Source organism: Streptomyces sp. NPDC034037, from assembly GCF_055575715.1.
The window spans coordinates 452,829-465,137 of record NZ_JBVISC010000005.1 but is presented as its reverse complement, the minus strand read 5'-3'; the positions used below and the strand labels follow the sequence as shown (position 1 = coordinate 465,137).

Below are 12,309 nucleotides of genomic sequence, written 5' to 3'. Positions count from 1 at the left end.
GGAACCTCTCGGCGGGTTTGCTGCTGGCTGCTTGTTGCTGCTACTCGATTCCCGGGTGCCGCTGAGCTAGAGAGCTCAGTGCATCTCGGGACGGAGGACCTTGGTCCGGAGGACCGACTCGTTCAGGTTCATCTGTCGGTCGAGCTCCTTGACGACCGCAGGCTCGGCCTGGAGGTCGATGACCGAGTAGATGCCCTCGGGCTTCTTCTTGATCTCGTAGGACAGACGACGACGGCCCCAGGTGTCGACCTTCTCGACCTTTCCGTTGCCCTCACGGACGACGGAGAGGAAGTTCTCGATCAGGGGGGCGACAGCGCGCTCCTCCAGATCGGGGTCGAGGATGACCATCACTTCGTAGTGACGCATGTGGAACCCACCTCCTTTGGACTCAGCGGCCACGGTCGTTCCGTGGCAGGAGGGTCGTGATGCGTACGCAACCGTATCGGCCGCCACTGACAATCGGCTTCCGCGAACGGGAGCTCCTGCCGTGGCCGGACAGACACGGGTGCAGACGGTACAGACTACCCGCACCGAGGCTTCCGGTTGAAATCCGGCGGCGGACGGGCAGAATCTGTACACATCGGGTGTGCATGGCGCTACGATGCGCCGCTTTCCGCAGGAGGTGCCTGCCATGGCACAGACAATGCGACACAACAACACCACCTCTCTCCTCGCCTCGGACGGCAGATCCCATCCGCTCCAGGACACGCTGGTCGGCGTGACGCTGGTGCTGGGGGCGATCGCCTTCGTGACGGCGATGTTCCACCACCTCCATCTGCTCAGCTCCTGGGCGGGCCTGGTCGGGATCGCCACGGGTGCGTACGGCCAGTTCATCTCGGCGACGACCCGCGAGCGCTTCGGCCTGATCATCGGTCTCGGGGCCTCGGCGATCGGGTTCTTCCTGGGCATGGCACACGGCGGACTCTTCGGCGGAGTCGTCGGCTGACGCCCTCGCGGCACCCCGGCCCCGGGCGGGCCGGGGTGCTGAGGTCGCCTACGGCCAGTCGGGGCGCTCCCGGGGCGCAGTAGGCTTCGGCGCGAGAGCCGGAGCCCCTGAACCCATGGGGACACACCAGCCGAGGAGCGCCCCGAATGAGTCTGACCCTGAGGACCATCAGTCGCGAGCAGCATCTGGCGTATATCCAGACACTGCCGTCGGCGAGTCATTGCCAGGTCCCGGCATGGGCTGACGTGAAGAGCGAATGGCGCTCGGAGAACCTGGGCTGGTTCGACGACAGGACCGGCTACCTGGTCGGCGTCGGCCTGGTGCTCTACCGCCAGCTGCCCAAGCTGAAGCGCTATCTCGCGTACCTCCCCGAGGGCCCGGTCATCAACTGGTACGCCCCGAACCTCGACGAGTGGCTCCAGCCGATGCTGGCGCACCTCAAGCAGCAGGGTGCCTTCTCCGTGAAGATGGGCCCGCCCGTCGTGATCCGCCGCTGGGACGCTCCGGCGATCAAGGCCGGCATCCAGAACCCGGACGTGAAGCGCCTGCGGGACACCGAGGCCACGTTCATCGAGCCGCGCGCCTTCGAGGTCTCCGACCGGCTGCGCCGGATGGGCTGGCAGCAGGGTGAGGACGGCGGCGCCGGCTTCGGTGACGTGCAGCCCCGCTTCGTCTTCCAGGTGCCGCTGGCCAACCGCTCCCTGGACGAGGTCCAAAAGGGCTTCAACCAGCTGTGGCGGCGCAACATCAAGAAGGCCGAGAAGGCCGGCGTCGAGGTCGTCCAGGGCGGTTACCAGGACCTCGCGGAGTGGCAGCGCCTCTACGAGATCACGGCCGTGCGCGACAAGTTCCGCCCGCGGCCGCTCGGCTACTTCCAGCAGATGTGGCAGGCCCTCAACTCCGAGGACCCCAACCGCATGCGGCTGTACTTCGCGCGCCACAACGGCGTGAACCTCTCGGCGGCCACGATGCTCGTGGTCGGCGGTCACGTCTGGTACTCCTACGGCGCCTCGGACAACATCGGGCGCGAGGTCAGGCCCTCGAACGCGATGCAGTGGCGGATGCTCCGCGACGCGTACGCCATGGGGGCCACGGTCTACGACCTGCGCGGCATCTCCGACTCCCTGGACGAGACGGACCACCTCTTCGGTCTGATCCAGTTCAAGGTGGGCACCGGCGGCGAGGCCGCCGAGTACATCGGCGAGTGGGACTTCCCGCTCAACAAGCTGCTGCACAAGGCACTCGACATGTACATGTCGCGCCGCTGATCCCGCACAATTTCGTACCACCACTCAGCTACACCGCAGACACGAGAAAGGTTCCGGGATCCAGCCATGGCGCTCACGCTCTATGTCGACACCGCGCGCTGGCGGGCACATCACAAGAACGTGCTGGAGCAGTTCCCGGGCATCGTCCCGGTCTGCAAGGGCAACGGCTACGGCTTCGGTCATGAGCGCCTGGCCGAGGAGGCCACGCGCTTCGGCTCCGACATCCTCGCCGTGGGCACCACCTACGAAGCGGCCCGGATCAAGGACTGGTTCAGCGGCGACCTGCTCGTCCTGACCCCGTTCCGGCGGGGCGAGGAGCCGGTTCCGCTGCCCGACCGCGTCGTGCGCTCCGTGTCGTCGCTCGACGGCGTGCACGGCCTGGTGGGCGCCCGCGTCGTCATCGAGGTCATGTCCTCGATGAAGCGCCACGGCGTCAGCGAGCAGGAGCTTCCGCTGCTGCACGCCGCCATCGAGGACGTGCGCCTCGAAGGCTTCGCGATCCATCTGCCGCTGGACCGCACCGACGGCTCGGACGCCGTCGAGGAGGTCATCGGCTGGATGGACCGCCTGCGCGCGGCCCGTCTCCCGCTGCACACGATGTTCGTCAGCCACCTCAAGGCCAATGAACTCGCCCGCCTTCAGCAGCAGTTCCCGCAGACCCGCTTCCGGGCGCGCATCGGCACGAACCTCTGGCTGGGCGACCACGAGGCCACCCAGTACCGCGGCGCCGTCCTGGACGTCACCGCCGTCGCCAAGGGCGACCGTTTCGGCTACCGCCAGCAGAAGGTCGCGTCCGACGGCTGGCTCGTCGTGGTCGCCGGCGGCACCTCGCACGGTGTGGGCCTGGAGGCCCCGAAGGCGCTGCACGGCATGATGCCCCGCGCCAAGGGGGTGGCCCGCGCCGGCCTCGCGACCGTCAACCGCAACCTCTCGCCGTTCGTGTGGGGCGGCAAGCAGCGCTGGTTCGCCGAGCCGCCGCACATGCAGGTGTCCATCCTCTTCGTGCCCTCCGACGCCCCGGAGCCGAAGGTCGGCGAGGAACTGGTGGCCCATCTGCGGCACACCACCACGCAGTTCGACCGGATGGTGGATCGCTGAGTCATCTCCGGGGCACCACGCATCACACCGCTCCGGGACGCCGCGCACCACACCGAAGGGGCCGGACACGACCTGCTCGTGTCCGGCCCCTTCGGCCATGCGAGGGCCCTTGTTCGCTCAGGGCGAACCCCTGTCGGTGACCGACCCCCACTTCACGAGCGCCCCCGCACCGGAGTGCGCCACACGCCGCCCGGAGTGGGCCCCGGCCCCCAGGATCAGGACGTCCTCCGCCCCGTCCAGGACACCGCCCGAAGGGTCGTCGTCCCCGCCCCGCCGCACCACGTCCCGCTCCGGCATCAGTACGTCCCGTACGACCACGGCGCACAGGTACAGCGTCCCCAGCAGGTGGATGGCGATGACGACCTGGTAGCCCTCGGTGGGCAGACCCTTGTGGGCGTCTCCGCTGGTCGTGTACGCCAGGTACATCCAGATCCCGAGGAAGTACACGACCTCGCACGCCTGCCAGATCAGGAAGTCGCGCCAGCGCGGCCTCGCGAGCGCCGCCAGGGGGATCAGCCACAGGACGTACTGCGGCGAGTAGACCTTGTTGGTCAGGACGAAGGCGGCGACCACCAGGAAGGCCAGCTGCGCGAAGCGCGGCCGGCGCGGGGCGGTCAGACCGAGCACTCCTATGCCGAGGCAGACGAGAAGCATCAGGACCATCGCCAGGAGGTTCACGGTGTCCGTGGCCAGGGGAGAGTCCATGCGCTGGTCGAGGATCAGCCAGAAGGAGCCGAAGTCGACGCCGCGTTCCCGGCTGAACGTGTAGAACTTCGACCAGCCCTCACCGGCGAGCAGTATCACCGGCAGATTCACGACGAGCCAGGTGCCCGCCGCGCCCACCAGGGCGGCCCCGAACTCCCGCCACCGGCCCGCGCGCAGGCACAGGATCAGCAGCGGTCCGAGCAGCAGCACGGGATAGAGCTTGGCGGCCGTGGCGAGCCCCAGGAGAACGCCGAAAGCGAGGGCGCGCCCCCGGGACCACATCAGCATCGCGGCGGCCGTGAGGGCGACGGCGAGCAGGTCCCAGTTGATGGTGGCCGTCAGCGCCAGGGCGGGCGAGAGGGCCACGAGCAGGGCGTCCCAGGGGCGGCGGCGATGCGTGCGGGTGACGCAGACGGCGACGACGGCGGCGCAGGCCATCAGTATCCCCGCGTTGACCATCCAGTAGATCTTCTCCTGGTGGTGGATCGATCCGCTGCCGGGCGTCACCCAGGAGGCCAACTCCATGAACAGGCCGGTCAGGACCGGGTACTCCAGGTACTCCATGTCGCCGGGCAGCTTGTCGACGTACGGCACGAGGCCGTCGGCGAAGCCGCGTCCCTCGTAGAGGTGGGGGATGTCGGAGTAGCACGCGTGCGTGTACTGCGAGCTGGTCCCGAAGAACCACGCGCCGTTGTAGCACGGCATCTTCTGGACCATCCCGAGCGCGAACATCCCGAGCGCCACGAGCGCGATGACGCGTACCGGCGTCCACCAGCTCGCGCAGGTCAACGCTCTTCGGCCAAGGGGACCGCCGAGCAGCTCGCTGCCGGCCCGGGCGACCTCATCCTCCATGGTCGGCTGTACCGGCTCGGGTTCCCGCGGGTTCACGGCCTCGTACACGCTCGTGCTCGGCGTCTCTGCGCCCGGATCGGCGCTGGGGTCTGCACTGGGCATGCCCGCCATCCTGCCGTACCTGGCTGGGAACACGGCCCGTACGCGGCTGAGGACACGGTCCGTACGAGACGGAGAACGCGGTCCGTACTCGATGGAGAACGCGGCGAGGGCCGCCACACCCCTCGGTGTGGCGGCCCTCGTTTCACGTGAAACATCCGCTGGGCGGCTCAGCCCGGCTGACGGCCCCGCTCAGCCCGGCGGAGGCCCCGCTCAGCCCTGTCGGCCTCGCGGGCCGCCGAAGAGCCCTCCGTCCCCCTGGCCGGGCGGATCAGTCGTGGGAGTCGGGGTTTCCCCGCCCGGGTCGCCGTTGGCGCCACCATCCTCGGCACCGCCGTCGACTCCCCCGTTCTCGTGGCCGCACTCCCAGTCCCACTGGCTGCAGGACTCCTCGGGGTCGGGCGACTTCGTCGGGGGCTTCGTCGTCTCCGTCTCGGTCGGCGCCGGGGGCGAGGGTTCGTCCTCCTCCTTCGTCGGCTCCTCGGTCGCCGTCGGGCTCGGCGGCGGAGGGGGCGTCTCGCCGACGACCTTTCCGATGGGCTGCGGCACGGGGAAGTTCTCGACGGGCTCGCCCTTGAGCGCGTTCGACATGTAGTCCTGCCAGATCTTCGCGGGGAACGAGGCGCCGTGGATCTTCTCCTCACCGCCCGTGCCGAACATCTCCAGGAACTCGCGCTTCTTGTTGGCCTCGTCGTCGTCCAGGCGGTACATGCTGACCGCCGTCGAGAGCTGCGGGGTGTACCCGACGAACCAGGCCGACTTGTTGCCGTCGGTCGTACCGGTCTTGCCCGCGACCGGGCGGTTGCCCAGCTGGGCCGAGGTGCCGGTGCCCTTCTCCACGACGGTCCTCAGCACATCGGTGACGTTGTCCGCCACCTCCGGCTCGAAGACTCGCTTGGTGTGCTTCTCGTGCTTGTAGACCTCGTCGCCCTCGTGCACGACCTTGGTGACCGAGTACGGGTCGTTCTGCTTGCCGCTGGCCGCGAAGGTGGAGTACGCCCCGGCCATCCGGATCGCGCTCGGCGAGGAGGTGCCGAGCGAGAACGACGGGTAGTTGGAGCTGGCCATGGACCGGTCGTCCTGGAGGCCGGCGTCCATCGCCGCCTCCTTCACCTTGCTCAGCCCGACGTCCATGCCGAGCTGCACATAGGCCGAGTTGACCGACTCGCGCATCGCCTCACGCAGGTCGATCTGGTAGGTGGGGGGGTTGTACGACTGGTTTCCGTCGTTCTTCTGGTTCCACTGCTTGCCGTCGCGGTCGGTCCAGACGGTGCCGTTGTAATTCTGGATCTTCAGTTCGTTCTTTCCGCTGTACAGGCTCTTCGGATTGACGACCGTGCGCTCGGCCTCGCTCTGGATCTCCGGGCCCTTCGGATCGCGCACGCCGTACTTGAAGGCGGCGGCCAGTACGAAGGGCTTGTACGTCGAACCCACCTGGGCGCCGGTCTGGTCGGCGTTGTTGGTGAAGTGCTTCGTCGCGTCGACGCCGCCGTAGATCGCCTTGATCGCACCGTCCTCGGGGTCCACGGACGCCCCGCCGAACTGGACGTGCGTGTCCTTCTCCGGACGCAGCTTCGGCTTGATCTTTTCCTTGCGGACCTTGTTGACCGCCTTTTCGAGCTCCTTGACCTTCGTCCTGTCGAAGGTCGTGTGGATCTCGTAGCCACCCCGCTGGAGCTGCTCGGCGGTGATGTCGGTGGTCCGGATGACGTAGGCCTTGGCCAGGTCCACCAGGTAACCCGTCTGGCCGCCCAGCTGGGTGTTCGACCGCGGGTTCTTCAGCTTCGGGAAGTCTTGGTACTTGTCCCGCTCCGCGGAGGTGAGGCGGCCGTCCTTGACCTCCTCGTCGAGGATCCACTTCCACCGCTTCTTGGCGCGCTCGGTGTTGTCCTGCCGACTGGCCGCGGGGTCGATCTCGGGGTAGCCGGCCGGGTCGTAGTACGTGGCGCCCTTGAGGACCGTCGCGAGGAGAGCGCACTCGCTCGGGTCGAGCTCCTTGGCCTCCTTGTCGAAGTACGCCCGCGCGGCCGCCTGGATGCCGTAGGCCCCACGGCCGTAGTAGGCCGTGTTGAGGTAGCCGGCCATGATCTTTTCCTTGGACTCGGTCCGGCCGACCTTTATGGAGATGAACAGCTCTTTGAACTTGCGGCTGAACGTCTGCGACTGGTCACCCAGCCGCGCGTTCTTCACGTACTGCTGGGTGATCGTGGAGCCGCCCTGCGTCTGCCCGCCCTTGGCCATGTTGACCAGGGCACGCGCGATGCCCATCGGGTCGACGCCCTTGTCGTCCTCGAACGTCTTGTTCTCGGCCGACATGACGGCGAAGCGCATCTCCTTGGGGATGTCGTCGTAGCCGATGATCTGGCGGTTGCGCTCACCACCGGTCGCGACCATCTGCTTGCCGTCGGCCCAGTAGTAGACGTTGTTCTGGGCCTTGGCCGCCTTGTCGACCTCCGGCACCTCCACCAACGCGTACGAGATGCCCGCGACCACCATCAGGCTGCCGAGGAAGCCGAGGAACAGGCCGCTGACCAGACGCCACGACGGAATCCACCGGCGCATGCCGTGCCGGCCCGCGCGCGGGTAGTCGATGAACCGCTTCTTCCCGGACGGCCCCGGACCCCGGCCTCTGCCGCGCCCCGCGCCACCGCCCGAGCCACCGGACCCACCGCCGCGACGCCCCCCGTCACCGCCGCGTCCGCCACCGCCGGCCTCGGCCGCCCGGCGGCGACCACCGCTCGCGCCGACCGAACCGCTGCGTTGCGCGGCGCGACGGGCCTGGGCCCGCCCGCCGTAGGGACGCTCCCCCTCGTCCGGGGCACCGGACGCACGCGTCCTGTAGGACGCCTCCCCATACGAGGGGTCTCCATAGGCCGCTTCTCCGTAGGAGCTGTCTCCGTAGGAGGAAGAGGACGGTCCAGTGGTATCTCGCGGTGCCGCACGGCGGCCCGACGGCGCTGCTGGGGCGCCACGCCTGGCCGCGGCTCGTCCGCCGCCCTGCTGCTGCGGCGGTTTGCGACGGTGCTCGCTCATCGAACGATTACTCCTCGGGCAGGCGCAGTTGCCCGCGCCTGGAAACGGCGGCTGGTTTCCGGTCCCCCCGACGTACGGGTGCGCCCGTCCCGGCGCTCACCCGCACTACACCGGGGACGACGACGCTCCCTGGGGTCACTTGGTTCCCGGTGGCATGCATGGCGCACAGACTACGCACGGTCAAAACCCTCGTAGGACCGAAGTTCACCCCAAATCAGGCAAGTTACTTCCTACGAATCGGTGATGTGACGCCGTTCACCGTGCCCCCTCTTGTCTCACGTGGATCACCGTTCTATCGTCTCGATGTATCGAGTCGATACATCAGCTCGGCATAAGGGTCGGCACAAGGGCCGCTCCGAGGGACCACGGCAGACGGGAGGCGAAGATGAGCAGGCGCTCCGGCATCCTGGAATTCGCCGTCCTCGGCCTCCTCAGAGAGTCCCCGATGCACGGCTATGAGCTGCGCAAACGCCTCAATACGTCGCTGGGGGTGTTCCGCGCCTTCAGCTACGGGACGCTCTACCCCTGCCTCAAGACGCTGGTCGCCAACGGCTGGTTGATCGAAGAGGAGGGCAGCACCTCCGAGGACGCCCTCGCGGCTCCGCTCACCGGGCGACGCGCCAAGATCGTCTACCGGTTGACGGCGGAAGGTAAGGAGCACTTCGAGGACCTGCTCTCGCAGACCGGCCCGGACGCGTACGAGGACGAGCACTTCGCGGCCCGCTTCGCCTTCTTCGGGCAGACCTCGCGGGACGTGCGGATGCGGGTGCTCGAAGGCCGCCGCAGCCGTCTCGAAGAGCGTCTGGAGAAGATGCGCGCCTCCCTGGCCCGTACCCGGGAGCGCCTCGACGACTACACGCTCGAGCTGCAGCGGCACGGCATGGAGTCCGTGGAGCGCGAAGTGCGCTGGCTGAACGAGCTCATCGAGAGCGAGCGAGCGGGACGGGACCAGCAACGGCCCTCCCCCGAAAGCTCCGCTCAGCAGAACAGCACATCTGGGGAGTCGACGGGCCTGCCCCGGCGGCGGGACAACGACCCGCCGCCGGATCCGTCCGACCGCCCCACCAAGTGAGACCCAGCGTTCCGCGGGGTTTCAACCGGAATACCGAGAACAAACAGGGAGCAACCGGAATGGGTTCGGTTCGCGTAGCCATCGTCGGCGTGGGCAACTGCGCCGCCTCGCTGGTCCAGGGCGTCGAGTACTACAAGGACGCCGACCCGGACGCCAAGGTCCCGGGCCTGATGCACGTCCAGTTCGGCGAGTACCACGTCGGTGACGTCGAGTTCGTCGCCGCCTTCGACGTCGACGCGAAGAAGGTCGGCCTCGACCTCGCGGACGCGATCGGCGCCAGCGAGAACAACACCATCAAGATCTGCGACGTGCCGAACACCGGCGTGCAGGTCCAGCGTGGCCACACCCTCGACGGCCTGGGCCTGTACTACCGCCAGACCATCGAGGAGTCCACCGAGGCCCCGGTCGACGTCGTCCAGGTCCTCAAGGACCGCGAGGTCGACGTCCTCGTCTGCTACCTGCCCGTCGGGTCCGAGGACGCCGCGAAGTTCTACGCGCAGTGCGCCATCGACGCGAAGGTCGCGTTCGTCAACGCCCTGCCGGTCTTCATCGCGGGCACCAAGGAGTGGGCGGACAAGTTCACCGAGGCCGGCGTGCCGATCGTCGGTGACGACATCAAGTCGCAGGTCGGCGCCACCATCACGCACCGCGTGATGGCGAAGCTGTTCGAGGACCGCGGTGTCCGTCTCGAGCGCACCATGCAGCTCAACGTCGGCGGCAACATGGACTTCAAGAACATGCTGGAGCGCGAGCGCCTCGAGTCGAAGAAGATCTCGAAGACGCAGGCCGTCACCTCGCAGATCCCCGACCGCGACATGGGCGCGAAGAACGTCCACATCGGCCCGTCGGACTACGTCGCGTGGCTCGACGACCGCAAGTGGGCGTACGTCCGCCTCGAGGGCCGCGCCTTCGGTGACGTCCCGCTGAACCTCGAGTACAAGCTGGAGGTCTGGGACTCCCCGAACTCCGCCGGTGTCATCATCGACGCCCTGCGCGCCGCGAAGATCGCCAAGGACCGGGGCATCGGCGGCCCGATCCTCTCCGCGTCCTCGTACTTCATGAAGTCCCCGCCGGTGCAGTACTTCGACGACGAGGCCTACGAGAACGTCGAGAAGTTCATCAAGGGCGAGGTCGAGCGCTGACCAGCTCTCTTCCTGCCGCTTGAGAGGGTCCCCGGGCATCGCGCCCGGGGACCCTCCTCGTGAGTGAGGGTGGGGACCCTCGGGAAAGTGGGGGCCATGGCCGTCGTCGGTGACCTGCGTGTTCTGCTGCGTCTGCGGGACTTCCGGCGCCTGCTCGCCGTACGACTGATCTCCCAGAGCGCGGACGGCGTCTACCAGGTCGCCCTCGCCACGTACGTCGTCTTCTCCCCGGAGAAACAGACCTCGCCCGCGGCGATCGCCTCCGCCATGGCGGTGCTGCTCCTCCCGTATTCGCTGATCGGCCCCTTCGCGGGTGTCCTCCTGGACCGCTGGCCACGGCGGCAGGTCTTCCTCCATGGCAATCTCCTGCGCGCGGTGCTGGCGGCGCTGACCGCCCTGCTGATGCTCGGCGGCGTCCCCGACGGGGTCTTCTACGTCTCCGCCCTGTGCGTCACCGCCGTCAACCGCTTCGTCCTCGCCGGGCTCTCGGCCGCGCTGCCGCGGGTGGTCGACGCCGACCGGCTTGTCATCGCCAACTCCCTTTCGCCGACGGCGGGGACGCTGGCCGCTACGGCCGGTGGCGGCCTCGCCTTCGTCGTCCGCCTGGCGGGCCCCGACTCGGACGCGGCGGTGGTGCTGCTCGGAGCGGCCCTGTACCTCTGCGCTGCGCTCGCCTCGCTGAGGATGTCCCGCGGGCTGCTCGGCCCCGACCCCGAACTGGTGCGGCCCCGCCTCGGCCAGGCCCTGGCCGGCACGGCACGCGGCCTGCGGGCGGGCGTGGGACACCTGGCGCGGCGCCCCGCGGCGGCCCGCGCACTGGCCGCCATCACGGTGCTGCGGTTCTGTTACGGCGCGCTGACCGTCATGGTCCTGATGCTGTGCCGGTACGCCTGGACGTCGACGGAGTCCGAGGGGCTGGCGCTGCTCGGCCTCGCCGTCGGCGTCTCCGGAGCGGGGTTCTTCGTGGCGGCCGTGGTGACACCGGCCGCGGTGGAACGGCTCGGACCGGGCCGGTGGGTCGCCGTGTGCGCGGGAGCGGCGGCGCTCCTCGAACCGGCCCTGGCCCTCTCGTTCGAAGCCGCCCCGCTCCTCGTGGCCGCCTTCGTCCTCGGCCTGACGACCCAAGGCGCGAAGATCGCCACGGACACGGTGGTGCAGTCCTCGGTGGACGACCGTTTTCGTGGCCGGATCTTCTCCCTCTACGACGTGCTCTTCAACGTCGCCTTCGTGGGCGCGGCCGCAGTGGCCGCGCTGATGCTGCCGCCTGACGGTCGATCGGTTCCACTTGTCGTCACCGTGGCTCTGCTGTACGCAGCGATTGCTTCGGCTATGGCCCGTTTTGACGTGCAGTAAGTGTCACATCAATGCCACAGAGCCTCTCTGGGCTTCAGAGATGTCACTGCGTCCGGATAACTTACGGGCGTCTTATCCGCGCCATCGCGCTCTCGTTCGAGGGGGACCCCCAAAGTGACCACTCCGCCGCCCCAGGGCCAAGCTCCGTACCCGCCCCAGGGACAGGCCCCTTACGGCCAGCCTCAGAACCCCTACGGCCAGCCCCAGGGCGGCGCCCCGCAGCAGGGTCAGCCGACGGCCCCGCAGCCGCCGTACCCGGCCTTCAACCAGGGCGCCCCGGTTCCCCCGCCGGCCACTCCGCGCCAAGGCCGCGGCAAGAAGCTCCTCCTGCGCATCGGCGGCTTCATCCTCGTCGCCATCCTCATAGCCGTCGGCAAGTGGCAACTGGGCAAGAGCGATGCCGAGACGACCGCGGTCGGCAGCTGCATGCACAACGAGGGCACGGACTTCAAGCCGGATCTGAACGAAGTCGACTGCTCGTCCAGCGACTCCGAGTTCAAGGTGGTCGAGAAGTTCGACGGCACCAGCGACGCCGAGAAGTGCCGGGCGGTCAAGACTTCCCAGATCGCCTACTACCAGCAGGGCAAGGGCCACGACGTGGTGCTCTGCCTGAAGAAGACGAAGTAGCGGGGCTGGGAAGGTCCAGAAGATTCCAAGGGGCGGTGTTTCACGGTTTCACGTGAAACACCGCCCCTTGGTCCGTCTTGGCGCGCCTTGGTCCGTCTTGATCGTTCTTGGGCG

At 68.3% G+C, this 12,309-nt stretch carries 10 protein-coding genes; 7 read left to right on the top strand and 3 right to left on the bottom strand.

All coding sequences use genetic code 11. The annotated features are described in order from the left end of the window. Positions 1-75: 75 nt before the first annotated feature. Positions 76-366, bottom strand: a complete 291-nt coding sequence (gene rpsF / locus ACZ516_RS20365; protein ID WP_086797674.1) for a 30S ribosomal protein S6 — start codon at positions 364-366, stop codon at positions 76-78. A gap of 265 nt (positions 367-631) precedes the next feature. On the opposite strand from rpsF, the gene ACZ516_RS20360 reads away from it, so the two are divergent. The 3 genes from ACZ516_RS20360 (at position 632) to ACZ516_RS20350 (ending at position 3,312) form a co-directional block, all read left to right on the top strand. Continuing rightward, positions 632-946: a hypothetical protein gene (locus ACZ516_RS20360; protein WP_358696507.1), complete on the top strand. Its 315-nt coding sequence runs from the start codon at positions 632-634 to the stop codon at positions 944-946. A 146-nt stretch (positions 947-1,092) separates the two neighbouring features. Next, the gene (locus ACZ516_RS20355; protein WP_358578140.1) at positions 1,093-2,214 is read left to right on the top strand and encodes a lipid II:glycine glycyltransferase FemX; all 1,122 of its coding nucleotides are present in this window, start codon (positions 1,093-1,095) and stop codon (positions 2,212-2,214) included. Positions 2,215-2,280: 66 nt separating this feature from the next. Next, positions 2,281-3,312, top strand: a complete 1,032-nt coding sequence (locus ACZ516_RS20350; protein WP_358696508.1) for an alanine racemase — start codon at positions 2,281-2,283, stop codon at positions 3,310-3,312. A 117-nt stretch (positions 3,313-3,429) separates the two neighbouring features. On the opposite strand, the gene ACZ516_RS20345 is transcribed toward ACZ516_RS20350, so the two are convergent. Beyond that, positions 3,430-4,980, bottom strand: a complete 1,551-nt coding sequence (locus tag ACZ516_RS20345; protein WP_469011274.1) for a glycosyltransferase family 87 protein — start codon at positions 4,978-4,980, stop codon at positions 3,430-3,432. Positions 4,981-5,181: 201 nt separating this feature from the next. Continuing rightward, positions 5,182-8,001, bottom strand: coding sequence for a transglycosylase domain-containing protein (locus ACZ516_RS20340; protein ID WP_469011273.1), 2,820 nt, complete (start codon positions 7,999-8,001; stop codon positions 5,182-5,184). A 385-nt stretch (positions 8,002-8,386) separates the two neighbouring features. Here ACZ516_RS20340 and ACZ516_RS20335 point away from each other — a divergent pair, with 385 nt between their 5' ends. The 4 genes from ACZ516_RS20335 to ACZ516_RS20320 all read left to right on the top strand — a co-directional run bounded on the left by ACZ516_RS20335 (position 8,387) and on the right by ACZ516_RS20320 (position 12,195). Then, complete coding sequence (locus ACZ516_RS20335; RefSeq protein ID WP_361081174.1) at positions 8,387-9,073, top strand: PadR family transcriptional regulator; 687 nt, start codon at positions 8,387-8,389, stop codon at positions 9,071-9,073. Positions 9,074-9,132: 59 nt separating this feature from the next. Continuing rightward, complete coding sequence (locus ACZ516_RS20330; protein ID WP_358697931.1) at positions 9,133-10,215, top strand: inositol-3-phosphate synthase; 1,083 nt, start codon at positions 9,133-9,135, stop codon at positions 10,213-10,215. 96 nt (positions 10,216-10,311) lie between these two features. Continuing rightward, the gene (locus ACZ516_RS20325; protein WP_469011272.1) at positions 10,312-11,568 is read left to right on the top strand and encodes an MFS transporter; all 1,257 of its coding nucleotides are present in this window, start codon (positions 10,312-10,314) and stop codon (positions 11,566-11,568) included. Positions 11,569-11,682: 114 nt separating this feature from the next. Then, complete coding sequence (locus tag ACZ516_RS20320) at positions 11,683-12,195, top strand: LppU/SCO3897 family protein (RefSeq protein ID WP_361081170.1); 513 nt, start codon at positions 11,683-11,685, stop codon at positions 12,193-12,195. The last annotated feature ends 114 nt before the right edge of the window (positions 12,196-12,309 follow it).

Bases quoted from the DNA above. Each gene is read 5' to 3' on its own strand.
- ACZ516_RS20345 (WP_469011274.1), bottom strand. From the start codon at position 4,980: ATGGCGGGCATGCCCAGTGCAGACCCCAGCGCCGATCCGGGCGCAGAG.
- ACZ516_RS20335 (WP_361081174.1), top strand. From the start codon at position 8,387: ATGAGCAGGCGCTCCGGCATCCTGGAATTCGCCGTCCTCGGCCTCCTC.
- ACZ516_RS20355 (WP_358578140.1), top strand. From the start codon at position 1,093: ATGAGTCTGACCCTGAGGACCATCAGTCGCGAGCAGCATCTGGCGTAT.
- ACZ516_RS20325 (WP_469011272.1), top strand. From the start codon at position 10,312: ATGGCCGTCGTCGGTGACCTGCGTGTTCTGCTGCGTCTGCGGGACTTC.
- ACZ516_RS20360 (WP_358696507.1), top strand. From the start codon at position 632: ATGGCACAGACAATGCGACACAACAACACCACCTCTCTCCTCGCCTCG.
- rpsF (WP_086797674.1), bottom strand. From the start codon at position 366: ATGCGTCACTACGAAGTGATGGTCATCCTCGACCCCGATCTGGAGGAG.
- ACZ516_RS20350 (WP_358696508.1), top strand. From the start codon at position 2,281: ATGGCGCTCACGCTCTATGTCGACACCGCGCGCTGGCGGGCACATCAC.
- ACZ516_RS20340 (WP_469011273.1), bottom strand. From the start codon at position 8,001: ATGAGCGAGCACCGTCGCAAACCGCCGCAGCAGCAGGGCGGCGGACGA.
- ACZ516_RS20330 (WP_358697931.1), top strand. From the start codon at position 9,133: ATGGGTTCGGTTCGCGTAGCCATCGTCGGCGTGGGCAACTGCGCCGCC.